General features: G+C 73.0%; 18 protein-coding genes and 1 riboswitch. Of the genes, 10 read left to right on the top strand and 8 right to left on the bottom strand.

Annotated features, from left to right (window positions below):
• Positions 1 to 843 precede the first annotated feature (843 nt).
• Positions 844 to 1,613 (bottom strand): IS5 family transposase gene (locus OG373_RS09910; RefSeq protein WP_405444004.1). Its coding sequence is split into 2 segments (ribosomal slippage): positions 844 to 1,319 and positions 1,319 to 1,613, totalling 771 coding nucleotides; the frame shifts between segments, so codons are not numbered across the junction.
• Positions 1,614 to 1,833: 220 nt separating this feature from the next.
• Here OG373_RS09910 and OG373_RS09905 point away from each other — a divergent pair.
• The 3 genes from OG373_RS09905 (at position 1,834) to OG373_RS09895 (ending at position 4,286) form a co-directional block, all read left to right on the top strand.
• Positions 1,834 to 2,571: a hypothetical protein gene (locus OG373_RS09905; protein WP_405437554.1), complete on the top strand. Its 738-nt coding sequence runs from the start codon at positions 1,834 to 1,836 to the stop codon at positions 2,569 to 2,571.
• 639 nt (positions 2,572 to 3,210) lie between these two features.
• Positions 3,211 to 3,666: a hypothetical protein gene (locus OG373_RS09900; RefSeq protein ID WP_405437552.1), complete on the top strand. Its 456-nt coding sequence runs from the start codon at positions 3,211 to 3,213 to the stop codon at positions 3,664 to 3,666.
• Positions 3,667 to 4,064: 398 nt separating this feature from the next.
• The gene (locus tag OG373_RS09895) at positions 4,065 to 4,286 is read left to right on the top strand and encodes a hypothetical protein (RefSeq protein WP_405437550.1); all 222 of its coding nucleotides are present in this window, start codon (positions 4,065 to 4,067) and stop codon (positions 4,284 to 4,286) included.
• A 115-nt stretch (positions 4,287 to 4,401) separates the two neighbouring features.
• On the opposite strand, the gene cobN is transcribed toward OG373_RS09895, so the two are convergent.
• Complete coding sequence (gene cobN / locus OG373_RS09890; protein ID WP_405437548.1) at positions 4,402 to 8,019, bottom strand: cobaltochelatase subunit CobN; 3,618 nt, start codon at positions 8,017 to 8,019, stop codon at positions 4,402 to 4,404.
• A gap of 55 nt (positions 8,020 to 8,074) precedes the next feature.
• Positions 8,075 to 8,158, bottom strand: a riboswitch (cobalamin riboswitch).
• Between the two features lie 312 nt (positions 8,159 to 8,470).
• On the opposite strand from cobN, the gene OG373_RS09885 reads away from it, so the two are divergent.
• Genes OG373_RS09885 through OG373_RS09875 form a run of 3 tightly spaced genes read left to right on the top strand, consistent with a single transcriptional unit; the run spans position 8,471 to position 11,957 of the window.
• Positions 8,471 to 9,817 carry a cobalamin biosynthesis protein CobG gene (locus OG373_RS09885; RefSeq protein ID WP_405437547.1) on the top strand — a complete coding sequence of 449 codons (1,347 nt, stop codon included), beginning with the start codon at positions 8,471 to 8,473 and terminating at the stop codon, positions 9,815 to 9,817.
• The gene (locus OG373_RS09880) at positions 9,814 to 10,461 is read left to right on the top strand and encodes a precorrin-8X methylmutase (RefSeq protein ID WP_030011057.1); all 648 of its coding nucleotides are present in this window, start codon (positions 9,814 to 9,816) and stop codon (positions 10,459 to 10,461) included. Before OG373_RS09885 ends, OG373_RS09880 begins: the two co-directional genes overlap by 4 nt.
• Complete coding sequence (locus tag OG373_RS09875) at positions 10,458 to 11,957, top strand: precorrin-2 C(20)-methyltransferase (RefSeq protein ID WP_405437545.1); 1,500 nt, start codon at positions 10,458 to 10,460, stop codon at positions 11,955 to 11,957. The genes OG373_RS09880 and OG373_RS09875 overlap by 4 nt, the downstream gene beginning before the upstream one ends.
• A 94-nt stretch (positions 11,958 to 12,051) precedes the next feature.
• Here OG373_RS09875 and OG373_RS09870 read toward each other — a convergent pair whose 3' ends face one another.
• From OG373_RS09870 to cbiE, 4 genes are all read right to left on the bottom strand, one after another.
• The gene (locus OG373_RS09870) at positions 12,052 to 12,615 is read right to left on the bottom strand and encodes a GNAT family N-acetyltransferase (RefSeq protein ID WP_405437543.1); all 564 of its coding nucleotides are present in this window, start codon (positions 12,613 to 12,615) and stop codon (positions 12,052 to 12,054) included.
• Between the two features lie 114 nt (positions 12,616 to 12,729).
• Positions 12,730 to 13,491 carry a cobalt-precorrin-6A reductase gene (locus OG373_RS09865; RefSeq protein WP_405437541.1) on the bottom strand — a complete coding sequence of 254 codons (762 nt, stop codon included), beginning with the start codon at positions 13,489 to 13,491 and terminating at the stop codon, positions 12,730 to 12,732.
• Entirely contained in the window at positions 13,481 to 14,230 is a 750-nt protein-coding gene (gene cobM, locus OG373_RS09860; RefSeq protein WP_405437539.1) for a precorrin-4 C(11)-methyltransferase, read from the bottom strand. The genes OG373_RS09865 and cobM overlap by 11 nt, the downstream gene beginning before the upstream one ends.
• A complete protein-coding gene (cbiE, locus tag OG373_RS09855; RefSeq protein WP_405444003.1) occupies positions 14,227 to 15,483 on the bottom strand; it encodes a precorrin-6y C5,15-methyltransferase (decarboxylating) subunit CbiE in 1,257 nt (418 codons plus the stop codon). The genes cobM and cbiE overlap by 4 nt, the downstream gene beginning before the upstream one ends.
• Before the next feature lie 236 nt (positions 15,484 to 15,719).
• On the opposite strand from cbiE, the gene OG373_RS09850 reads away from it, so the two are divergent.
• Complete coding sequence (locus OG373_RS09850; protein WP_405437537.1) at positions 15,720 to 16,667, top strand: oxidoreductase; 948 nt, start codon at positions 15,720 to 15,722, stop codon at positions 16,665 to 16,667.
• A gap of 170 nt (positions 16,668 to 16,837) precedes the next feature.
• Here the strand turns inward: OG373_RS09850 and OG373_RS09845 are convergent, their stop codons facing one another.
• Together OG373_RS09845 and OG373_RS09840 are read right to left on the bottom strand one after the other, a co-directional pair.
• Entirely contained in the window at positions 16,838 to 17,440 is a 603-nt protein-coding gene (locus tag OG373_RS09845) for a TetR/AcrR family transcriptional regulator (RefSeq protein WP_405437535.1), read from the bottom strand.
• A 129-nt stretch (positions 17,441 to 17,569) separates the two neighbouring features.
• A complete protein-coding gene (locus OG373_RS09840) occupies positions 17,570 to 18,487 on the bottom strand; it encodes a trypsin-like serine peptidase (protein WP_405437534.1) in 918 nt (305 codons plus the stop codon).
• A 283-nt stretch (positions 18,488 to 18,770) separates the two neighbouring features.
• On the opposite strand from OG373_RS09840, the gene OG373_RS09835 reads away from it, so the two are divergent.
• The 3 genes from OG373_RS09835 to OG373_RS09825 all read left to right on the top strand — a co-directional run bounded on the left by OG373_RS09835 (position 18,771) and on the right by OG373_RS09825 (position 23,417).
• The gene (locus OG373_RS09835) at positions 18,771 to 19,829 is read left to right on the top strand and encodes a phosphatidylinositol-specific phospholipase C domain-containing protein (protein WP_405444002.1); all 1,059 of its coding nucleotides are present in this window, start codon (positions 18,771 to 18,773) and stop codon (positions 19,827 to 19,829) included.
• Positions 19,830 to 20,109: 280 nt separating this feature from the next.
• A complete protein-coding gene (locus OG373_RS09830) occupies positions 20,110 to 21,357 on the top strand; it encodes a hypothetical protein (protein ID WP_405437532.1) in 1,248 nt (415 codons plus the stop codon).
• The gene (locus OG373_RS09825; protein ID WP_405437530.1) at positions 21,354 to 23,417 is read left to right on the top strand and encodes a hypothetical protein; all 2,064 of its coding nucleotides are present in this window, start codon (positions 21,354 to 21,356) and stop codon (positions 23,415 to 23,417) included. Before OG373_RS09830 ends, OG373_RS09825 begins: the two co-directional genes overlap by 4 nt.
• The last annotated feature ends 35 nt before the right edge of the window (positions 23,418 to 23,452 follow it).

Raw genomic sequence — 23,452 nt, 5'->3', positions numbered from 1 at the left:
CGACCCCGGGAGGTAGGGCTTGCCTCATCTCCCGGGGTTGGGATCCGCCCATTCAGATAAGTCGCAGCGGCCCTATCGGATTTACCTCCGGTAGGGCCGCTAGGACGTTGACGGCAGTAGTTGACGGTAACGTCAGCAAACCCGCGCGTCCACAAGGCGGCGGGTCGTCACAGTCGGCGGGCTGATTGACGGTCGGCGGGGTTGTGGAACGTCCGGCCGAGGAGGTGATGGCGTCATGCTGGAGGAGGAGGCGGCGGGCCTAACGGCGGTAGTCGACGGCAACCTCAGTGGACTGTTATCCCCCGAAGCCATGGAACGATGCCGCCAAAGGGCTTGCTGTCGATGTCAGCCGCATCAGCGAGGCTGCGGAGGCAGGACAGCTATGTCGGGCGCTTATCAGCGGCGGCGTGAGGCCGCGCGTGAGGCGGCGGAGCTGTTCAGAGTTTCTTTACTGGTTCAAGGCGGCCCGCTGACGCGGCCCGCGCGCGCTCCGACCCCTCGGGGCCGCCGCCCGCTCCTGTCTCCGCCCCGCTTGCCTGCTGCCCCGCTGGTCCGGGCGCGCAACACCACCAGCGTGGATTGTTCTGGGGCTCTGCCCCAGGCCCCGGCCCTCTCTCCGAGGGGGAGGAGTCCGAATGCAGCTGCGGGTCCGTCGTGGTGATGGGTGGTCGGGGGCGCGGGAGGGGTCCCTCGCCGCCCGGTCACCGGAGGCGTACCAGGAACCCCCGGGGGCCGCCAAGGCCGAGCGCAAGCGTCACCCGGTGAGCCTTGGCGGCCCCCGGAGAACCCTGGTACGGCGAAGCTGCCCGACCGACGAGGGACCCCTCCCGCTTAGACGGTGTCCTATGTGGTGAGTCGGACGAGCCGTTTGTAGCAACAGAGGGCGGCGGCGAGGCCGAGAAAGGCCAGGTAGTTGCGGGGATGTCGTTCGTAGCGGTGGTTGAGTCGGCGGTAGCCAGTCAGCCAAGACATGGTGCGTTCGATGACCCATCTGCGGCGCCCCAGCCGTTCGCTGGACTCGATGCCTTTGCGGGCGATGCGCACGCCGATGCGTTTGCCGCGTAACCATTTCCGCAGGTGGGGAACGTCGTAGGCCTTGTCTGCGTGTAGGCGTTGGGGCTTGAAGTAGTGTCCGCGGTGAGGGTCGTGTCTCGTTTGGTGACCCGTGATCATGGGCTTCAGGGCTTCGCTGTCGTGGGTGTTGGCTGCCGAGACACCGACGAGGAGGGGCAGTCCGTTCGCGTCCGACAGGACGTGCATCTTGGAACCCGGCTTACCCCGGTCCACAGGGCTCGGACCTGTGAGTTCGCCCCCTTTTTAGCGCGTACGTGGGCGGAGTCGAGGACCGCGCGGGACAGGTCGAGCAGGCCGGCATCATCCAGGCGGTGCAGGATCTCCTCGTGGAGCCGGCCCCACACTCCGGCCCTCGACCAGATCAAGAACCGGCGGTGGGCCGTCGACTTCGATATCCCGAAGCACGGTGGCAACGCTCGCCAGGCACACCCGCTGACGAGGACGTAGATGATCGCGGCGAACAGCGTTTCATCAGGCGTGTCCTGCGTCCCGCCGCCCTGCGGACGCACCTTGGATAACGGGGGTGTAATTTCCAGTATTGGTAATCATTCCGGGCACTATAGGCCGAGAGACACCCCAGGGTTTACTCTGCTGCTGGACGTAATCCGCAGGGCCTTCCGGCAGCATGGTTGGCAATTCGCCGATGATGTCTGGGAGCATGTGGACTAGGTTCGCATCGCCTACTGGGGGCCGCCTTGTGGAGCTGCCCCCAGTAGGCATGGAACATTCGAATGATTACCTCCCGATACGGCGGTAGCGATGGATCTTTCGAAATATCCCGATGTTGACGTGCTCCTGGCGCGTCTTGTTCAGGGTCGGGAATCCGGTATTGGGCAGGCTGTCGGCCTCCCTGCAGGTGGGTCGACTCCGATTGATGTGGGCCGACCCTTTGGTGAAGAAGGCCTGCGAAACCTGGCGGAGCAGCTCGGAATGCAGAGCTGCGACCTATTTCTCGTTGCAGGAATGGTAAATCCGAACGACATATTGCTTTTCGATGAGGAAGCTGGTCGCGAACTGCCTAGACTGGTGCGGCGTGCTCTCTCATTGCCCCCGTCTGACGGACAGCAACTGCGTGACTTGGCCCGGTCTCTGCCTGAGCTGCCACGAGCCGTCTCCCTCAGGAAGCGACGCCCTTATGAACGGTACCCACCCGGTTTCGGTTCCCTCTTTGTGCGGATGCTCGCCCTTCGTAATCTCGGATGGTCCTCGGGCGCCCAGGTGATGTACCTGATGTCCGGCGTATCCGTATCGCCCTCGACCATCGGTGCGGTGGGGCGCGGCGTCAGGAAGCTCGACACTGAACTCCTCAACGGCTTCGCAGTCGTGCTCGGCATTCCGCTCAACGTCCTGGAATCCTTGACCGGTTTGCGCCAAACCGCAAGTCTCATCCGTTCTCCGGAGCATTCCAACACGGCCGCCCTGCTCTGTGATGTACGACATCTGAATGCGGGGCAGGTCCGGGAAGTGTCGCACCTGGCAGATATGTTGAGTCGATGAGTATGTGAATCAGGCGTGGCGGACATTCCTCGTTCAGGATCAGCGGAGGCGCTTCAACGTTTGGGGCTGGCGGGGCAGCCGAATAAAGTTCTGACGAATAGGAAGGCCTGCCCGGCACGTCTCGACCGCCTGACGGAGACCGATACGGGTCTCGTCGTCGGCCCGGTACCAGCCCGCGCATCAGAATCATGCCAGGCGAGCAGTCCCAGTACGCCGACGCAGCCAATCAACAGCGAGCCGGTGCTGGGTGTGTTCGCCGGCATCAGGCGGCCGTCTTCGCGGTGATGGCGTCCGCGCGCAGCGAGATACCAGCCGGTCCTTGCCATTGATCTCGTCCTCGCAGGCCGAGGTGACCAGGCCGGTGGAGGCGACAGACATGCCCACCTCGAGGCCTTGCCGAGGCCGGGCTCCAGTATGTTGACGGTCATCACTTCGGCGCGGCCGTTGAACGCGAACATCACGTCCACCCGGTGCCGCCGGGCACCGGTGCCCCGGTCGATTGCGGCCCCCAGCTTTCCCGGTCCTTGAAGCGTGGGCGGGACTCGGAGGTCAGGATCTCCAGTAAGCGGGACGGGTCGACGGAGGGCTCGGCTCCCTGTCCGGGCTATCGGTGAGAGACCTCATGGGGCGGTGAAAGGAATGGATTCGATGCCGCCTTGGAACTATCACGAGCATCCGGCCCCCGACAAGGCAAGGGTTCTGGGTGACATGCTGGCAAGCGGTCACGCCGACGGGAACGTGGAGTATCAACTCGGACGGCTGCTGGTCGGCTCGAACAACTCACGCCTGAACCAGGCCGGCTCATTCTCCACCGACGGTGAGGAGTTCAGCGAAGACTGGGCCGACGCGACCGAAGGCTGGGATGCGGTCAAGGAAGTTTGCCGCCGGCTGTTGATGGCGGGCGAGGATCTGGACGCGGAGCGCCAGGCGCTCCGCGGACAGCTGATCGCGGCAGGTCGCTCCAAACGGGAGGCGCTCGGAGAACTCCCGGCGGACAGGCCGCGGCGCGATGCCCAAGCGGCGCTGGCTCAGGCGCTGGGCGACCTGGCCGACCTCTACGCCAAGTATCCGGTCACCCCGGATGCACAAGATTGAGAAGCCTTATGGTGTCCGGTCCTGATTGACATCCGGGTTCCGCGGAACCGCGCGGTTGCTGACGTGTGCTGGTGTGTGACGCGCGCCTCGGGTCGCGACCGGTTTGTGCAGGCGCTCGGCCGGAATTTTCCGGCCGAGCGTTTTGCATTCGCCCACCGTGTGGACGGTCGCAAACTGCTCGTTCTGAAGAGCCGGGACCGGACAATCCGGATTCGGGTGGCCTGCTCGACGTGCGGGACCGCGGCGCCCGTCACTCGTGACGCTGCTGGTGTCATCGTGGTCGCGAGGACCCTGACGGTAGATCGGCAACGGGCCCGGGGTGTCGGAGCGTGGGGTGATTGTCGGATTGGGTTAAGTTTGCCCCGATATTTCGGTTCGGGATTCCGAGAGGGACACTCATGGCCATCGATCTGGACAAGGTGCTCGACAAGGCGTGGGCCGACAAGCCGCTCGCCGAGGTGCTCGCGGCCCCCGTTGCCGCGCTCAAGGGCGTCAGTGACGAGGACGGCAAGCTGCTGCACGAGGCGTTCGGGGTCAAGACCGTCGCTGATTTCGGGCAGCTGAAGTACGTCCGCTGGGCCCAGGCGCTCGTCGCGCTGAACCAGACCGTCAAGGTGTAGTACGCAGTGCCGGGTCCGCGCGCTCGGGGGTTCGTGGACCTGAAACGAGGGAAGCCGTCCCCCTCGCCCCGCTGACGGGGTGAGGGGGACGGCCTGTGTGACGGGGGAGGGAGGACTACTCCGACTCGCCCTCCAGGTTGCCCTCCGTGTCCAGGTAGACCTGGCGCAGCGATTCGAGGATCTGCGGGTCCGGCTTCTCCCACATGCCGCGCGACTCCGCCTCCAGCAGGCGCTCCGCGATGCCGTGCAGGGCCCAGGGGTTGGCCTCCTCCAGGAAGGCGCGGTTCGTCGGGTCCAGGACGTAGGTCTCGGTGAGCTTGTCGTACATCCAGTCCGCGACCACGCCCGTCGTGGCGTCGTAGCCGAAGAGGTAGTCCACCGTCGCCGCGAGCTCGAAGGCGCCCTTGTAGCCGTGGCGGCGCATCGCCTCGATCCACTTCGGGTTCACGACGCGGGCGCGGAAGACGCGGCTGGTCTCCTCGACCAGGGTGCGGGTCTTGACCGTTTCCGGGCGGGTGGAGTCGCCGATGTAGGCCTCCGGCGCGGTGCCGCGCAGGGCGCGGACCGTGGCCACCATGCCGCCGTGATACTGGAAGTAGTCGTCGGAGTCCGCGATGTCGTGCTCGCGGGTGTCCGTGTTCTTCGCCGCGACCGTGATGCGCTTGTAGGCCGTCTCCATCTCGTCCCGGGCGGGGCGGCCCTCCAGGCCGCGGCCGTACGCGTAGCCGCCCCACACCGTGTAGACCTCCGCGAGGTCGGCGTCCGTACGCCAGTCGCGGGAGTCGATCAGCTGGAGGATGCCGGCTCCGTAGGTGCCGGGGCGCGAGCCGAAGATACGGGTCGTCGCGCGGCGCTCGTCGCCGTGCTCGGCCAGGTCCGCCTGGGCGTGCGCCCGGATGAAGTTGTCCGAGGCGGGCTCGTCCAGGGACGCGGCCAGGCGCACCGCGTCGTCCAGCAGGCCGATGACGTGCGGGAAGGCGTCGCGGAAGAAGCCCGAGATGCGGAGGGTGACGTCGATGCGGGGGCGGCCCAGCTCGTCGAGCGGGATCGGCTCCAGGCCGGTGACGCGGCGCGAGGCCTCGTCCCAGACCGGGCGGATGCCGAGCAGGGACATGGCCTCGGCGACGTCGTCGCCGGAGGTGCGCATCGCGCTCGTGCCCCACAGGGACAGGCCGACGGAGGCCGGCCATTCGCCGTTGTCCGTGCGGTAGCGGGTCAGCAGGGACTCGGCCAGGGCCTGGCCCGTCTCCCACGCGAGGCGGGAGGGGACGGCCTTCGGGTCGACCGAGTAGAAGTTGCGGCCCGTCGGGAGGACGTTGACCAGGCCGCGCAGCGGAGAGCCCGACGGGCCCGCCGGGATGAAGCGGCCGTCCAGGGCCGCGACCACGTGGGTGATCTCGTCCGTGGTGCCGGCCAGGCGCGGGACCACCTCGCGGGCCGCGAAGGACAGGACCGCCGCGACGTCCGCCGGGTGGTCCGCCGCGACCGTGGACACGGCGTCGAGGGACCAGTTCGCGTCCTCCATCGCCTGGACCAGGGCGCGGGCCTGCTCCTCGACGGTGTCCGCGGACGTACGGGTGGCCTTGGACTCGTCCAGGCCGAGCGCCTCGCGCAGACCCGGAAGGGCCGTCGTGCCGCCCCAGATCTGACGGGCCCGCAGGATCGCGAGGACCAGGTTGACCCGGGCCTCACCGGTCGGCGCGCCGCCCAGCACGTGCAGGCCGTCGCGGATCTGGGCGTCCTTGACCTCGCACAGCCAGCCGTCGACGTGCAGCAGGAAGTCGTCGAAGCCGTCGTCGTCCGGACGCTCCTGCAGACCGAGGTCGTGGTCGAGCTTCGCGGCCTGGATCAGGGTCCAGATCTGGGCGCGGATGGCCGGCAGCTTCGCCGGGTCCATGGCGGAGATCTGGGCGTACTCGTCCAGGTGCTGCTCCAGCCGTGCGATGTCGCCGTACGACTCCGCGCGCGCCATCGGCGGCACCAGGTGGTCGACCAGGGTGGCGTGCACGCGGCGCTTGGCCTGGGTGCCCTCGCCCGGGTCGTTGACCAGGAAGGGGTAGATGAGCGGGAGGTCGCCGAGGGCCGCGTCGGGCGCGCAGGCGGCGGACAGGCCGGCGTTCTTGCCCGGCAGCCACTCCAGGTTGCCGTGCTTGCCCAGGTGGATCATCGCGTCGGCGCCGAAGCCGCCGTCCTCGGCGCGAGCCTGGATCCAGCGGTACGCGGCCAGGTAGTGGTGCGAGGGCGGCAGGTCCGGGTCGTGGTAGATCGCGATCGGGTTCTCGCCGAAGCCGCGCGGCGGCTGGATGAGGATCAGCAGGTTCCCGCGGCGCAGGGCCGCGAGCACGATGTCGCCCTCGGGGTTCGCCGAGCGGTCCACGAACATGTTGCCGGGGGCCTCGCCCCAGTGCTCCTCCACGCTGCTGCGCAGCTCGGCCGGGAGCTCGGCGAACCAGCGCTTGTAGTCGGCAGCCGGGATCCGGACCGGGTTGCGGGCCAGCTGCTCCTCGGTCAGCCAGTCCTGGTCGTGGCCGCCGGCCTCGATCAGGGCGCGGATCAGGTCGTCGCCGTCGCCGGAGACCAGACCGGGGATGTCCTCGGTCGGTCCGAAGTCGTAGCCGCCCGCGATGAGCGTGCGCAGCAGCTCCACGGCGCTGGCCGGGGTGTCCAGGCCGACCGCGTTGCCGATGCGCGAGTGTTTGGTCGGGTACGCGGAGAGGACCAGCGCGACCCTCTTGTCGCGGCGGTCGATGTGCCGCAGGCGGGCGTGGCGTACGGCGATGCCCGCGACCCGGGCGGCCCGCTCGGGGTCGGCCACGTAGGCGGGCAGGCCGTCCTCGTCGAGCTCCTTGAAGGAGAACGGGACGGTGATCAGGCGGCCGTCGAACTCGGGCACCGCGACCTGGGTGGCGGCGTCCAGCGGGGACAGGCCCTCGTCGTTCTCCTCCCAGGCGGCGCGCGAGCCGGTCAGGCACAGGGCCTGCAGGATCGGCACACCGAGACCGGCGAGCGCGCCCGCGTCCCAGGACTCGTCGTCGCCGCCCGCCGAGGCGGTGGCGGGCTTGGTGCCGCCGGCCGCGAGGACGGTGGTGACGACCGCGTCGGCCGACTCCAGCGCGGCGATCAGCTCCGGCTCGGGGGTGCGCAGGGAGGACACGTACAAGGGCAGAGCCCGGGCGTCGTGGGCCTCGATCGCGTCGCACAGGGCGTGCACGAAGGACGTGTTGCCGCTCATCTGGTGGGCGCGGTAGTAGAGCACGGCGATCCGCGGGCCCGTGGTGGTCCCGGGCGTGCGCTCCAGCGGGCCCCAGGTGGGGGAGGCGGCCGGGGGCTCGAAGCCGTGGCCGGTCAGCAGGACGGTGTCGGAGAGGAACCGCGCCAGCTGTTCCAGGTTGGCCGGGCCGCCGTGGGCGAGGTAGCCGTGGGCCTCGGCCGCGATGCCGATGGGGACCGTGGAGGCCTCCATCAGCTGGGCGTCCGGGGCCTGTTCGCCGGTCAGGACGACGACCGGACGGGTCTGGCCGGGGGCGAGAAGCAGGTCGAGGCCGTCCTGCCAGGCGCGGAGGCCGCCGAGGAGGCGTACGACGACCAGGTCGACCCCGTCGAGGAGTCCGGGGAGGTCGTCGAGGGGGAGACGGGAGGGGTTCGCGAACCGGTACGGGACGGGGCCGTCCGCCGTGTTCGCTGCGCGGGCGCTGAGCAGATCGGTGTCGGACGTCGACAGCAGCAGGATCATGCGGCGGCAGGCCTTCCTCGGGGTTTCCGCGCCCCGGGCAGTGTGAGGACAGCGGGAGTTCCTGACTCACCCCGGGCGCGGGATCGCTCCGCGGGGTTCACAGTGGCGGGACCGCGCCGGAATCGCACCGGGCTTCCTCCCATGTCGCCGTCCTCGGCGACGGCGGGCCGTATGGTCCGCCGGAAGGTCATCTTAGGGGCGGGTGGCGGGCGGCTCCCGCCGGGGTGGGCGGGGTGGCGTGCCGAGGTGGGCGGGGTGGCGTGCCGGGTGCGGCGCCGTTGCCGGGGCTCTGCCCCGGACCCCGCGCCTCAAACGCCGGCGAGGCTGAAAGATGCCAGGGGGGCCGGGAGGGCAAGGGGCTGCCCCGGGGTTCGCGCCGCACGTGCCGGCGGGGCCGGAATCGCTGGTCGGGGTGGTGACGGACACAGGTCCGGGGGGCGTAATCGTGGGTATGCTCGCGGCCATGCCCCAGCCCCCTTCCCCCGCATCGCGGGACGAACCCGTCATACGGGAGCGCGGTGACGCCTGCCCCGGCGCGCTGCGGCTGCACGCGGCGGACGACGGGTTCCTGGCGCGGGTCCGGCTGCCGGGCGGGCTGCTCACGGTGCGCCAGGCCTCGGTGCTGGCGCTCGCCGCCGACCGGTTCGGCGACGGGCACCTGGAGCTCACCTCGCGCGGCAACGTGCAACTGCGCGGACTGGCCGACGGGTGCGGCGGCGGGCTCGCGGAGCTGCTGGACGGGGCCGGGCTGCTTCCCGCGCCGAGCCACGAGCGGGTACGGAACATCGTGGCCACGCCGATGTCGGGCCTGGACGGCCTCGACTGCCCGGACGGCGCTGACGGCCCGGGGAGCCCGGACAGCCTCGACGCGCCCGCCCGGGCCATGGAGTTCGACCGGCTGCTGTGCGCGAGCCCCTGGGCGGCCGCGCTGTCCGGGCGGTTCCTGTTCGCCTTCGACGACGGGCGCGGGGACGTGGCCTCGCTCGGCCCGGACGTGACCGTCCTCGGCCGCGCCGGAGGCCGGGTGCTCGTCCGGCTCGGCCGGGCCGCCGACGCCGTGGAGCTGGCCGGGCCGGACGCGCCCCGGGCCGCATTGGCGGCCGCCCGGTACTTCCTCGACGCCGCCGCCGAAGCCGGCACACAGGCCTGGCGGATGTCCGAACTGCCCGCCGAACACGCCCTGATTACGGCCGAGTTCGTCCGGCGCCTGGACGCCGCGGGGATCGCCGCGGCTGCCGTCGGCGCCGTGGACTGGCCGTACGCGGCCCCGCCCCGGCCCGGGCCCCACGGCGCGGGCGTGCACGACCGCGCCACGCTGTGCGTGCTGCCCCCGCTCGGCCGGGTCGGCTCCGCCCAGTGGCGGGTGCTGGCGCAGGTCGCGGAGGAGGGGAACGGCGGGCTGCGCGTCACCCCGTGGCGCAGCGTCATCCTGCCCTCGGTGAAGGCGGACGCCCCCGCCCGCATCGAGGACGCCGGGCTGGTCATCGCTCCCGACAGCCCCTGGGAGACCGTCACCGCCTGTACCGGGCGGCCCGGTTGCGCGAAATCCCTCGCGGACGTACGCGCCGATGCGCGGGCCGTCGCCGACCGGACGCGCGGCCCGCTGCCCGTGCACTGGTCCGGCTGCGAGCGCCGCTGCGGCCATCCGCGCGGCACCGCCTGGGTGGACCTGGTCGCCACCGGCGCCGGATACCGGATCACCGCCCCCGGCCGCCCCGTACGCCACGACGTAGCGCCCCCCGAACTTGCCGCGGCACTCGCGGACGCCCGCACCGACCCCGACGTAGTGAAGAAATGAGCGAGTACACCGTGTTTGAGTACGAGAAGGACGGCGCGGCCATCTACCGCCAGTCCTTTGCCACGATCCGCGCCGAGGCGGACCTCTCCGGGCTGCCCGACACGGTCGCCCAGGTCGCGGTGCGCATGATCCACGCCTGCGGAATGACCGACCTCCCGCAGGACCTCGGGTACACCCCCGAGGTCGTGCTGCGCGCCCGCGCGGCGCTGGAGGCGGGCGCGCCGATCCTGTGCGACGTGCAGATGGTCGCCAGCGGTGTCACCCGTAAGCGGCTGCCCGCCGACAACGACGTGATCTGCACGCTCTCCGACCCGGCCGTACCGGAGCTCGCCGCGAAGATGGGCACCACGCGCAGCGCCGCCGCCCTGGAGGTCTGGCGCGACCGCGGCCTGCTGGAGGGCTCGGTGATCGCCGTCGGCAACGCGCCGACCGCCCTGTTCCGGCTGCTGGAGATGATCGAGGAGGGCGCCCCGCGCCCCGCCGCCGTCATCGGGGTCCCGGTCGGCTTCATCGGTGCCGCCGAGTCCAAGGACGCCCTCGCCGCCCACCCCTCGGGGCTCGACCACCTGATCGTGCGCGGCCGGCGCGGCGGCAGCGCGATGGCCGCCGCCGCCGTCAACGCCATTGCGAGCGTGGCCGAATGAGCGCCGCCGAGGCCAAGGGGCGGCTGTACGGGGTCGGACTCGGCCCCGGCGACCCGTCGCTGATGACGCTGCGCGCCGTCGAGGTGATCGCCGAGGCCGATGTCGTGGCCTACCACAGCGCCCGCCACGGCCGTTCCATCGCCCGCTCCATCGCCGCGAAGCACCTGCGCGCCGACCATGTCGAGGAACCGCTGGTCTACCCGGTCACCACCGAGACCACCGACCACCCCGGCGGATACCAGGGCGCGATGGAGGAGTTCTACGAGGCCGCGGCCGCCCGCCTCGCCGCCCACCTGGACGCCGGCCGGACGGTGGCCGTCCTCGCCGAGGGCGACCCGCTCTTCTACAGCTCGTACATGCACATGCACAAGCGGCTCGCGCACCGGTACGAGACCGAGGTCGTCCCCGGCGTCACCTCGGTGAGCGCCGCCGCCGCCCGGCTCGGCACCCCGCTCGTGGAGGGCGAGGAGGTGCTGACCATCCTCCCCGGCACCCTGTCCGAGGAGGAGCTCACCGCGCGCCTCGCCGCCACCGACTCGGCGGTCGTGATGAAGCTCGGCCGGACCTTCCCCGCCGTGCGCGCCGCGATGGAGAGCAGCGGCCGGCTCGCCGAGGCCCGGTACGTCGAGCGCGCCACCATGGCCGGCGAGCGCACCGGCCGCCTCGCCGACACCGACCCGGAGTCCGTCCCGTACTTCGCCGTCGCCGTGGTCCCCAGCCGCATCGGCAACCCGGGCAGCGTGCCGTCCGGCCCGGGCGAGGTCGTGGTCGTCGGCACCGGCCCGGCGGGCCCGCTGTGGCTCACCCCGCAGACCCGGCGCGCGCTGGCCGACGCGGAGGTACTGGTCGGCTACACCACCTACCTGGACCGGGTACCCGTCAGGCCCGGCCAGATCCGGCACGGCTCCGACAACAAGGTGGAGTCGGAGCGCGCCGAGTTCGCCCTCGACCTCGCCCGGCGCGGGCAGCGGGTGGCCGTGGTCTCCGGCGGCGACCCCGGTGTCTTCGCCATGGCCACGGCGGTCCTGGAGGTGGCCGGGCAGGCGGAGTACAAGGACGTGCCGGTACGGGTCCTGCCGGGGGTGACCGCGGCCAACGCGGCGGCCGCCGCGGCCGGCGCCCCGCTCGGCCACGACTACGCCACGGTCTCCCTCTCGGACCGGCTCAAGCCCTGGGAGGTCATCGCGGAACGGCTGCGCGCGGCCGCCGCGGCCGACCTGGTGCTGGCCCTCTACAACCCCGGCTCGCGCAGCCGGACCTGGCAGGTGGCCCAGGCCCGCGAACTGCTGCTGGAGCTGCGCTCGCCCGGGACCCCGGTGGTCGTCGCGCGCGACGTGGGCGGCCCGGAGCAGTCGGTGCGCGTCGTCACGCTCGCCGAACTGGAGCCGTCCGAGGTGGACATGCGCACGATCCTGCTGATCGGCTCCTCGCAGACCCAGGTCACCGAGCGGGCCGACGGGTCCAGGATCACCTGGACACCGCGCCGCTACCCGTGATGACCGGGTGAGGCCGAGCGGAACGTGAGGCAGGCCCGGTGCGAACACCGCACCGGGCCTGCCCGCGTACGGGGGCCGAACGCCTCGGGGCGCCTCAGCCGGCCGCGGGCGCGCCGACTTCCGCTGCCGCGTCACGGGCCAGCCGGAACAGCACGTTCGGACGCAGCGGTCCTTCTGGCGCGTCGGGGTCGTCGAAGTCGTCGGCCGGGTTCCGGGTCATCCCGATCTTCCGCATCACCGCCTGGGAGCGGAGGTTGCCGGCCGTGGTCACGGCGAGGATCTCGGGGAGCCCGAGCGTGTCGAAGCCGTGGGCCACGACCGCCCGCGCGGCCTCGGTGGCGTAGCCCACTCCCCAGGAGGCCCGGGCGAGCCGCCAGCCGATCTCCACCCCGGTGAACGGCATGCCGTCGTCCACGTCGTCCATACCCGCGAAGCCGATGAACTCACCCGTGGCCCGGACCTCCACGGCCCACCAGCCGTAGCCCCGCCGATCGAACGCGGCCCGGAACCGCACCATGGAGGCCTCGCTCTGCTCACGGGTGAGCGGGTCGCCCAGGTGCTCCCGTACCTCGGGATCGGCGTTCATCTCCGCCCACGGGTCGAGGTCGGAGTCCCGCCATGGGCGCAGGACGAGGCGGTCGGTGTGCAGTACGGTCATGCCTCCCACCCAACGTGAGCCCCGCCCTCCGGGCAATCCGTTTTCCCCCAGGGCGGAACCGCTCCGCGCCCGGCGCGCTCCACAGGCGGAGCTGACGGCCCGCCCCGAACCGGCTTAGGACCGCAGCCAGTCGAGGACGGTTTCGACCGAGTCCGCCTGCGGTACCCCCTCCGGTACCGCCGGGCGGCGCACCACGAGGACCGGGATGCCGGCCTCGCGGGCCGCGGTGAGCTTGGGGGCGGTGGCCGAGCCGCCGCTGTCCTTCGTCACCAGGACGTCGATCCGGTGCCGGGCGATCAGCTCCCGCTCGTCGTCCAGGGTGAACGGGCCCCGGGCGAGCAGGACTTCCAGGTGCGGCGGCGCCGGCGCCGCCGGGGGGTCCACCGAACGCACCAGGAACCAGGTGTCGGTGAGGTGCGCGAAGGTGGGCAGGCCCATCCGGCCGGTGGTCAGGAACGCGCGGGAGCCGAGGCCGGGCAGCCGGTCGGCGGCCTCGTCGAGCGAGTCCACGAAGGTCCAGTCGTCGCCCGGTCGCGGGCTCCAGCCGGGGCGTCGCAGCGCCACCAGCGGGACCCCCGTGAGCGCCTCCGCCTCGGCGGCGTGGAAACTCATCCGCTCCGCGAAGGGGTGGGTGGCGTCGACGACACGGGTGACGTCGTGGGAGACGATCCAGGCCGCGAGGCCCGCGATACCGCCGAAGCCGCCGATCCGGGTGTCGCCCGGCGGGAGCACGGGCGAGGCCACCCGGCCCGCGAGCGAGGTGGTCACGTGGCAGGAGGGGTCGGGTGCCAGCGCCTCCGCGAGGCGGCGGGCCTCCGTGGTGCCGCCCAGGATCAGGACGTGGTGGGCGGGGAGGGGGGCCGGTTCAGCAGACATGCCGGTCGCGCTCGGGCGAGTACAGGTGGCTGTCGCGGAACTGCTCCGCGCCGAGCGTGCGGCCCACCATGATGACGGCGGTGCGCACCAGGCCGTGCGCCTTCACCTGCTCGGCGATGTCGGCCAGGGTGCCGCGCAGGATCAGTTCGTCGGGGCGGCTGGCCATCGCCACGACCGCCACCGGGCACTCGGCCCCGTAGTGCGGGAGCAGCTCGTCGACGACCCGGTCCACGTAGCGGGTGGCCAGGTGCAGCACCAGCAGCGCGCCGCTGCGGCCCAGCGTGGCCAGGTCCTCGCCGGGCGGCATCGGGGTGGCCTGCTGGGCGATCCGGGTGAGGATCACCGTCTGCCCGACGGTGGGGACGGTCAGCTCCCGCTTGAGGGCGGCGGCCGCCGCGGCGAAGGCCGGCACGCCCGGGACTACCTCGTAGGGGATGCCGGCCGCGTCGAGCCGCCGCATCTGCTCCGCGACGGCGCTGAAGATCGACGGGTCGCCGGAGTGCAGCCGCGCCACGTCCTGGCCCGCGCCGTGGGCCCGTACGCACTCGGCGACGATCTCGTCCAGGTTCAGCTGCGAGGTGTCGACCAGCCGCGCGTCCGCGGGGCACTCGGCCAGCAGCTCGCGCGGTACGAGGCTGCCCGCGTACAGGCAGACCGGGGCGGCGGCCAGGGTCCGGGCACCGCGCACCGTGATCAGGTCGGCGGCGCCCGGGCCCGCACCGATGAAGTACACGGTCATGTTCGATCCTTCTCCTCGGTCGACCCGGCGATGGAGCCGTCCGACTTCGTCACTGACCACTGGGTGACCGGCATCGCCTGCCGCCAGCCCGTGAATCCGCCGACCGGCACGGCGTGCGCGACGGCGAGCTTCACCAGTTCGCCGCCGTGGCGCCGGTAGCGCTCGGTGAGCGCCGCCTCCGACTCCAGGGTGACGGTGTTGACCACCAGCCGGCCGCCGGCCGGCAGCGCGGCCCAGGCCGCGTCCAACAGGCCGGGCGCGGTCAGTCCGCCGCCGATGAAGACGGCGTCCGGGGCCGGCAGATCGGCCAGTGCCTCCGGTGCGGCGCCGATGACCACGCGCAGGCCGGGTACGCCGAGCGCCGCCGCGTTACGGGCGATCCGCGCGGCCCGCTCCGGAACGCGCTCCACGGTCACCGCCCGGCACGAGGGGTGCGTACGCATCCACTCGATGCCGATGGAGCCGGAGCCGCCGCCGATGTCCCACAGCAGTTCGCCGGGGGCGGGGGCCAGCGCGCACAGGGTCGCGGCCCGGACGTGGCGCTTGGTGAGCTGCCCGTCGTGTTCGTAGGCGGTGTCCGGCAGGCCGGGGGTCGCGCCGAGGCGCGGTGCGCCGTGGGCCGGGTCGCGCCGGCAGTCGAGCGCCACCACGTTCAGGGGGTCGCCGGGAGCGTGGTCCCAGCCGTCGGCGTGCCCCTCGTACGTGTCCTCGCGCTCCGACCCGAGCTGTTCCAGCACCCGCATCCGGGTCGGGCCGAAGCCCCGCTCGCGCAGCAGGGCGGCGATCTCGTGGGGGGACCCCGCTCCGGCGCTGAGCACCAGCACCCGGCGCCCCTCGTGGAGCGCGGCCGCCAGGCGGGCCACCGGGCGGCCGACCACCGTGACCACCTCGGTGTCCTCCACCGGCCAGCCCAGCCGGGCGCAGGCGTAGGAGACCGAGGAGGGGTGCGGGTGGACCCGCAGGGACCGCGGCCCGAGCTCCTCGGCGAGGGCGCGGCCGATCCCGTAGAACATGGGGTCGCCGCTGGCCAGTACCGCGATGCGGCGGCCGGCGTGCTCGGCCATCAGCTTCGGCACGGAGGGCCGCAGCGGGCTCGGCCAGGCCACGCGCTCGCCGGCGCACTCGACGGCCGGCAGCAGGTCCAGCTGGCGCGGCCCGCCGATCAGTACCTCGGCCGAGGACAGCGCGGAGCGGCCGGCGCCGGAGAGCCCGGCCCAGCCGTCCGCGCCGAGGCCGACGACCGACACGGGCATGGGGGGCGGCGGGGAGCTCACTGCGCGGTTCCTCGGGGACGGGATGGGGAAAGCGGGCGGACCCGCAGCCTACTGGCCTGCGGATCCGGGGTCCGCGCCCACCCTCCGTACCCGGCCGGATCGCCCTCCGAACACCGCCGGAGCACCGTACGGACACTCCGGGAGCACCCTGCGGACACTCGCGGGGGCCGCCTAGGACTACCCTCGGTAACCCACCGCGTCACGAGGGAGTCGCCATGCCCGGCTGGAACGCCACGCACATCCCCGACCAGAGCGGCCGGACGGCCGTGGTGACCGGCGCCAACAGCGGGATCGGCTACATCACCGCCCGCGAGCTGGCCCGGCGCGGCGCCTCGGTCGTGCTGGCCTGCCGCAGCGCGGCCCGCGGCCGGGCCGCCGTGATCCGGCTGCGCGCGGAAGTGCCGGGCGCCGAGGCGGAGTTCATGGCGCTGGACCTCGCGGACCTGGCCTCCGTAAGGGAGTTCGCCGCTGCTTGCGGGCGCCGGCACAGCACCCTGGACCTGCTGATCAACAATGCCGGTGTGATGGCGCTCCCGTACGGGCGGACCGCCGACGGCTTCGAGACGCAGTTCGGGGTCAATCACCTCGGGCACTTCGCCCTGACCGGGCTGCTGCTGCCGCGCCTGCGCGCCGCCGCCCCCGGGGCCCGGATCGTCAACGTCTCCAGCGGCTTCCACGCGCTGGGGCGGATCGACCCCGCCGCAGCGGACCTCGCCGACCCGGGCGGCGCGCACGGCTACCGGCGCTGGATCGCCTACGGACGCTCCAAGACCGCCAACCTGCTCTTCACGCACGAGCTGTCCCGCCGCTTCACGGCCGCCGGCTCCCCGATCACCGCCGCCGCGGCCCACCCCGGCTACGCCTCCAGCAACCTGCACTCCGGGGCGTCGAAGCTGGAGGGCCCCACCCTCAACTCGCGGGTGGCGGCCTTCGGCAACGCGGTCCTCGCCCAGCCCACCTCCTCGGGCGCGCTGCCCACCCTCTACGCGGCCACCGCGCCCGGGGTCCGGCCGGACGCGTTCATCGGACCGCGGTTCGGCTGGCGCGGGGCGCCCGCGCCCTCCTGGCGGGCCGGGTGGACCCTCGACGACCGGTCCGGCGAGCTGCTGTGGGCCGCCTCCGAGAAGCTGACCGGGGTCTCGTACGCCGCCCTGCCGCGCTGATCCGGGCCGAGGGGTCGCTGCGGGGGCGCCCGATGCGATCCCGTCCGCCCCCGCGTTGCCCCCGGGCGCCCCGGCCCGTGCCTGCCCCGTCCGCCCCCGGCGCAGCAGAATCTGCGGCATGAACGACGACGAGCCGGACAACCACCCAGATCGGGTCGGGCGGGATCGGGTCAGGCGGGATCGGGGCGCAGGGAACGCCAGATGTGGTCGGGGAGGTAGCGGGCGGCCTCGGTGAGGTCGATCTCGTAGGTGCTGGACAGCCAGCGCCGGGCCGCTTCGGTGAGCGGGCCCATGACCAGCACCTCGATCACGGGGGCCGGGAGCGGGGCGATCTCGCCGCGCTGCATGCGCACCCCCAGCCACTGCATGATGGCCGCGAACTTGTCCGCCTTGGCCGCGCCGATCTCCTCGGCGTGCGCCACCAGATAGCCGGAGTAGGCGGAGGCGTGCAGGAACAGCGCCACGTCACGGTGCTCCTGAGTGAACGTCAGATAGGCCGTCACCCATGCGCGCACTCCCGTCCGGGCCGTACGGCACCGGGTGAGGGCGGCGACCATGTCGTCGCACAGCTGGTCCATGCACCGGATGTAGAGGGCGGCGGCGAGGCCGTCGAAGCTGCCGAAGTGGTGGTAGAGGCTGCCGAGGCTGACTCCGCTGGCCGAGACGACCGAGTTCACCGTGAAGCCCTGCTGACCGGACTCGGCGAACACCCGCAGCGCGGTGGTCAGGAGCAGGTCGACGGTGGCCTCGCCGCGCTGCTGCTTTGGAGACATGGTGCGGTCCCGTCGGTCTGCGTCCCGTGCTGCCCGGATCGTGATGCCCCGGCACTGCGCCGACGAGCCTAGCAACCCCCCGGAACCGGAAGGCCTTTCCGGAGGTCCCCTCCAGGCAGGGCGGGTCGGTCAGGGCGCGGGGGACGTGGTGGAACGCTCGTACAGGGCGCGCACTCCGTCGTCGAAGCGGACGCAGTACGAGGTCTCCTCGTCGCCGCCCCCGTCCCGGCCGCCGATCACCCCGATGAGGGTGCTGCGGCCCGTCGTCACCGGACCGCCGCTGGTGCCGTTGGGTACGTCCGCACAGTCCAGCCGCACCTGCGTCGGGCCGGCCGGGACGGCGGTGTTCCGGCATTCCAGCGGCTGCTCGGAGAAGTTCGGATAGCCCACGAGCCGTGCCGGAGCGGGCAGTTCGGCGCCGAAGCTCGGGGTCATGGACCCGGTGACGTCCTCCAGCCGCTGGCCGGGATAGCCGGGCCGGCGCAGCCGGAGGAAGGCGATGTCGTGGTCGGGGTCCTGGTCCTCCGTCCAGCGCGGGTCCACGTCGATCCGGGTCGGCACCCAGATGCCGTACGGGGCGACACCGTCCCGGTAGCCGGGGGCGAAGGCGATGTTGGTGCGGAAGCCGCCGCCGTACACGCAGTGCGCGGCGGTGGCGATCAGGTCGCCGCCGGGGGAGTGGACCACGACGGCCGAGCAGTGGTGGTCACCGTCGCCGTCGCCGCCGGGGGAGAAGAGCGCGCCGATGGCGGGTTCGGCCGGGGCGGGCCGGGCCTCCAGGGGGTCGGAGGGCTGCCACCCGGCGTACCGCCAGTCCGGCGCGCCGCTGTCGTCGGCGAAGGCCCTGCCGTCCGTGGGCGGCTCCGGGGCGTCCTGGACGATCCCGTCCAGGACGGCGGCCGCCGTCCTGTCGGCGCGTTCGGGGTCCTGCTGGTAGACCCCCTGCGCCGGATCGCCGTCCGCGCGGTTGGCGGCGATGCCCCGCAGCTCCCAGGCGACGTACCCGACGCCCGCGAGGACCACGGTGCACAGGAGGCCGACGACCATGGATCCCCGTGCGGGGACCCGGCTCCGTCTGCGCTCACGTTCCGGCCCGTCGACCCTGCCGACCATGTGTTTCTCCCGCCCCAGACGCTTCCCGGCTCTTCGTTCGATGGGGGAGCGGCGACTCGGGTTCCGAGAACGGTACGTGTCCGTTCTCACAGCCGGCCGCACCGCCGTGTGCACGTCGTCCTCTCGCCTTCCGTGCGCCATCCAACTCCCCTACGCTCTCCGCGACTTGAGATGTACATGATCGAAGACGCGATCGACGGGAGCCCGAAGGATGACAATGCGCAACCGTACGGCGGGCGCGACGGCCGCCGGACTGGCAGCCCTGGCCCTCGTACTGGGCACGGCACCGGCCGGAGCGGCCGCCGGCGGGTCGCAGGCAGCGGCCCCGGATGCCCTCCCGTACGCGGGATCGACCGGTGTCGGCGTGCACAACGCCTACGAGAAGGCCAAGTACCCCTACTTCGCGGACGCGTTGGACTCCGGCGCCGCCATGCTCGAACTCGACGTGTGGACCAACTTCTTCGGCAGCTCCTGGCGGGTCTCCCACAGCAACCCCCTCGGCAACGACAACAACTGCGAGAACGCCGCCACCCCGGACCAGCTGCGCACCAGGTCCCGCAACCAGAACCTCGCGGGCTGCCCCGCCGACATCCGCAGCTGGCACGACGCGCACCCCGGCCACCGGCCGGTCGTCCTCAAGCTGGAGCTGAAGGACGGCTTCGCCGCCAACCTCGGGCGCGGCCCGGCCGACCTCGACGCACTGCTGACCGGAAAGCTCGGCGACGCCCTCTACCGCCCCGGCCAGTTGGCGGCCGGACACCCCGACCTGGATACCGCCGCCCGCGCCGGGGCCTGGCCCGGCCGCGATGGCCTGGCCGGGAAGTTCATCGTGGAGCTGATTCCCGGCACGCTGGAGGAGGGCAACAGCTCCGACACCCTCTGGACCGACCGGGAGTACGCCCTCCACCTGCGCTCCCTGGCCGCCCAGGGCCGGCTCGACCGGGCCGCCGCCTTCCCGGCCGTGCACCGGGCCGAGGCGGGCGACCCGCGCACCCGCTACGCCGACGCCTCGCTGCGGCCCTGGTTCGTGATCTTCGACGGGGACGCGGGCGTGTACGCCGGGGGCTCCGTCGACACCGGCTGGTACGACCGCAACCACTACCTGCTGATCGCCACCGACGCCCACAACGTCGCCCCCGCCATCGACTCCACCCGCCCGACCGAGGCCCAGGCCCGCGAGCGCCTCGCACTCCTCGCCGGACGCCACGCCACGGTGGTCTCCGCCGACTGGTACCCGCTGCCCCAGGTCCTGGGGACGGTGGTGCCGCGCGGCTAGGCCGTCTCTTCCGGATCCTGCCGGGCCCGCGGCGTCCGGCACCGCCCCCGGCCGCGTTGTCGGTGCGCCCGAGTACGTCCAGTACACGGGCGCACCTCCGCCTTGCCGGGCACGGCACCGGACGCCGCGGACTCGGCCGACAAGATCCGAAAGAGACGGCCTGGGACGTCTCTCGGATCGGACGGCCGATGGGCCGAACTGCGCGTTCCATGGGCCCTGTTGCCCCGTGCCGGGCTATGGTGCCGGGCGGGGGACGACTGTGCGAGGGGGCCGGGCTGCGATGCGTTTTCTCTTTGTTCACGGTACGGGGGTACGGCGCGAGCGGCACGACCGGCTGTTCGCGCAGGTCCACGAACGGCTGACGGCGAGATTCCCCGGGGCGGTCGTCGACTCCTGCTACTGGGGGGACCGGTTCGGCGCGACGCTCGGCGCGGGCGGCCGCTCCGTACCGGGACTGCGCCCCGGCCCGCAGGACGCACCCGACCCCGCGGACGCGGAAACCGCCGCATGGGCGCTGCTGCTCGCCGACCCGCTGTGCGAGCTGCGGGTCCTGGCCGAGGCGGGCCCGCAGGGCACGGACGGGGACAGCGCGGACGACCCCTTCGCGATGCCCGGCGTACAGTCCGCCGGGGCCCGGGTGCTCGGGCTGCTCGAAGGTCTGCCGCCCGAGCCGCCGCGCACCGGCGACGAGCTCGGCGCCCTGCTGAACGGCACCGGCCTCGCCCCCGAGTTCGCCGCAGCCCTGGACTCCACCGCCCGCTCCGCCGAAGCCGCCCGGGCCGGGGCGCGCGCCGAGGGCGAACCGCAGGCCCGCGAGCTGGCCACCGCCCTCGCCCGGGCCGTGACCGCCGCCGCCCTCGCCGCCGCCGGGGAGGAGGCCGACTGCACCGGAGCCGAGCGCGACCGGCTCGTCGAACTGCTCACCACCCGCCTCGGCGGTGACGGCCGCGTTCCCGGCGCCCGCGTGGCCGCCGTCCTCGGCCGGCTCGCCCAGCGGGTCACCACCCAGCCCCTGCTCAACGCCCGGCGCGGCTCACTCACCGTCGGCGCCACCCCCGTGCTCGGCGACATCCTGCGCTACCAGTCCCGCGGCCGCGAGCTGCGGGAGTTCCTGCACGACCGGATCACCGCCGAGCCGGGACCGACCGTACTGATCGGCCACAGCCTCGGCGGGATCGCCCTGGTCGACCTCCTCACCCTCGCCGCCGCCCGTGGCGAGGCCGTCCCCGGAGCGGAACTGCTGGTCACCGTCGGCTCGCAGGCCCCGTTCCTCTACGAGCTCGGCGCGCTCACCGCGCTCGAACCCGGCGCGAAACTCCCGTACGGCTTCCCGCGCTGGCTCAACGTCTACGACCGCCACGACGTGCTCGCCTACCTCGCCGGGCCCGTCTTTCCCGGCGACCCGCGCGTCACCGACCACGAGGTCCGCAGCCGGCAACCCTTCCCGGCCTGCCACAGTGCCTACTGGAAACAGGACTCCCTCTACGAGCGCATCGAACAGGCGGTGGCCGAAGCGGAGATCGGGTGACCCCCGCCGGCCTCCTGCCCCCGGCCCTCGGCCCGCAGCGCACCTTCGCGCTCGTCGCCGGCGTCGAGCGCTACGAGATCAGCCCCCGCTGGAACCTGCGCGGCCCGGCCCGCGACGCCCTGCGCTTCGCCCGGTGGCTGACCGGCCCGGCCGAGGTGCCGCCCGGCAACGTCCGGCTGCTGCTCTCACCGCTCGACGACCCCGACGCCCTCGACTGGCCTGACTCCCCGGGCATGACCGCCCTGCGCACCGCATACCGGCCGGCGACCGAGCAGCACGTGAAGGCGGCGCTGCTCGACGAGCTGCCCAAGTGCGACGGAGACCTGCTGTGGATCTTCTGGGCCGGACACGGCTACCTCGGGCCGCGCCAGGAGCTGATGCTGCCCTGCGCCGACGCCAGCACCGGCCTGATCAGGCACCTCAACCTCGACTCGGCGCTGCGCTGGTGGCGCACCGACCTGGTCCGACAGCGCAGCTTCCCGCTCCAGGCCGCACTCGTCGACTCCTGCCGCGTCGACGCGCCCCGCGACGCCCGGTGGAACTTCGGCAACAACGACTACGGCGGCGGGAGTACGGTGCCCGGCCGCCGGCAGTTCCGGCTCTACGCCTCCCGCGAGGGCGAGGTCGCCCAGAACGATCCCGAGCGCGGAGCCGGCCGGTTCACCGAGGCCCTGCTCGGCGAACTCGGCGGCCGGTCCGTCCGGGAGAGCGTCAGCGGCCTGCCCGGCGCCGCCCTCAGCATCCACCGCTCCTTCCAGGAGCTGCGCGAACGCGGCGAGGGCTGGCAGCTGCCCCAGTTCATCGTGGACCGGAACTGGGACGCCTGCTCCTTCCTCGACGACGAGCTGTCCGGCGCCGGACCGGCCGGGGCGGCCCGACTCGACCAGGAGGCCTGGGACGCGCTCGGCGAGCTCTTCGAGGGCCGCGAACTGCCGCGCTGCGCCTACGAGGCCTACGCCTGGGCGTTCCGAGCGGCCGGCTGCACCACCCCGGCGCGCGGCGGCCTGCCCGCGGACGGCCTGCTGGAGGTGGTCCAGGACCTGGACGAACGCCAGGGCGGGCGCGACGGGATGCCGCTGGCCGTGCCCTTCGTACGGTTCCTCGCGGACCGGGCCGCCGCCGCGGGCGACGTGCGCTGGGCGGACCGGCTCACGGGCTGGGTGCGCGCGACCCGCGAACGCCTCGCCCTGCCGGTGCTGCGGCCGCCCCCGTCCCCGGCCCGCCGGAAGGTCCTGCACGTCCGGCTGGAGACACCGCCCGGCGGGGAGCCCGGGTTCCTGGCCCGGATGTGGCTGCGGGGCGAACGCATGGAGCACATATGGGAGTCGGAAGGGCAGCCGGTGCCCCTGGACGGGGTGCGGGAGGAACTCGTACGGCAACTCGCCCTCGTCGGCGGCGCGTCGGGACCCGGCGCCGCGGCCGGGCGGCAGGCGCACGAGGCGGTGGACCGCGTCGAGTTCCACGTGCCGTACGAACTGCTGGACGCCGACTTCGACCAGTGGCAGGTGCCCCGCGGCCCGGCCGGCCGGCGCCGCGCCCTCGGCCTGCTCCACCAGGTGGTGGTGCGCTGCCCGGACGAGCGGGCCGACACCCGCGCCGAGTGGCACGCCACCTGGCGCTGGCTGCACGACCGGGGCGGCCGGCACCCCGACGCCGTACGGGTCGTGACGGACGCCGAGGTCACGGACACGCTCGGCATGGAACTGGCCGCCGGTCCGGAGCCCGCCTGCGTGCTCGCCCACACCACGGCCGCCCCGCACGCGGGACTGCTGGAGGCCGTACTCGAAGGCGGTCTCCCGGTGGCCGTGTGGCGGCGCGGGGGCGGCGCACCGGCCACCGCCCTCCTCGACCTGCTGGCTCCGGCCGGGCCGGACGGCCGACCCGACCCCGGCGCACTGGACGTACTCGCCCTGCCCGCACGCGTGCGGGAGGTGCGCCGGGCGGCCGCCGGCGCTGCCACGGGAGCCGCGCGCGCCCACCAACCACCCGCAGGGGGAGACCGGTTGGTACTCCTGTGGGACGATCCCGACGACATGCCGGGCCTCCGGTCCCTGGCCTGACCCCGACCACCGACCACCGACGGACGGCGAAACCG

The organism is Streptomyces avidinii (genome assembly GCF_045161815.1).
GTDB classification, from domain to species: domain Bacteria; phylum Actinomycetota; class Actinomycetes; order Streptomycetales; family Streptomycetaceae; genus Streptomyces; species Streptomyces avidinii.
Note: the sequence above shows the minus strand (reverse complement) of the source record. Positions and strands in the feature narration are given on the sequence as shown.

Bases quoted from the DNA above. Each gene is read 5' to 3' on its own strand.
- OG373_RS09835 (WP_405444002.1), top strand. From the start codon at position 18,771: ATGCGCAACCGTACGGCGGGCGCGACGGCCGCCGGACTGGCAGCCCTG.
- OG373_RS09895 (WP_405437550.1), top strand. From the start codon at position 4,065: ATGGCCATCGATCTGGACAAGGTGCTCGACAAGGCGTGGGCCGACAAG.
- OG373_RS09880 (WP_030011057.1), top strand. From the start codon at position 9,814: ATGAGCGAGTACACCGTGTTTGAGTACGAGAAGGACGGCGCGGCCATC.
- OG373_RS09885 (WP_405437547.1), top strand. From the start codon at position 8,471: ATGCTCGCGGCCATGCCCCAGCCCCCTTCCCCCGCATCGCGGGACGAA.
- cobN (WP_405437548.1), bottom strand. From the start codon at position 8,019: ATGATCCTGCTGCTGTCGACGTCCGACACCGATCTGCTCAGCGCCCGC.
- OG373_RS09830 (WP_405437532.1), top strand. From the start codon at position 20,110: ATGCGTTTTCTCTTTGTTCACGGTACGGGGGTACGGCGCGAGCGGCAC.
- OG373_RS09865 (WP_405437541.1), bottom strand. From the start codon at position 13,491: ATGTCTGCTGAACCGGCCCCCCTCCCCGCCCACCACGTCCTGATCCTG.
- OG373_RS09850 (WP_405437537.1), top strand. From the start codon at position 15,720: ATGCCCGGCTGGAACGCCACGCACATCCCCGACCAGAGCGGCCGGACG.
- OG373_RS09900 (WP_405437552.1), top strand. From the start codon at position 3,211: ATGGATTCGATGCCGCCTTGGAACTATCACGAGCATCCGGCCCCCGAC.
- OG373_RS09875 (WP_405437545.1), top strand. From the start codon at position 10,458: ATGAGCGCCGCCGAGGCCAAGGGGCGGCTGTACGGGGTCGGACTCGGC.
- OG373_RS09905 (WP_405437554.1), top strand. From the start codon at position 1,834: ATGGATCTTTCGAAATATCCCGATGTTGACGTGCTCCTGGCGCGTCTT.
- OG373_RS09870 (WP_405437543.1), bottom strand. From the start codon at position 12,615: ATGACCGTACTGCACACCGACCGCCTCGTCCTGCGCCCATGGCGGGAC.
- cobM (WP_405437539.1), bottom strand. From the start codon at position 14,230: ATGACCGTGTACTTCATCGGTGCGGGCCCGGGCGCCGCCGACCTGATC.
- OG373_RS09840 (WP_405437534.1), bottom strand. From the start codon at position 18,487: ATGGTCGTCGGCCTCCTGTGCACCGTGGTCCTCGCGGGCGTCGGGTAC.
- cbiE (WP_405444003.1), bottom strand. From the start codon at position 15,483: ATGCCCGTGTCGGTCGTCGGCCTCGGCGCGGACGGCTGGGCCGGGCTC.
- OG373_RS09845 (WP_405437535.1), bottom strand. From the start codon at position 17,440: ATGTCTCCAAAGCAGCAGCGCGGCGAGGCCACCGTCGACCTGCTCCTG.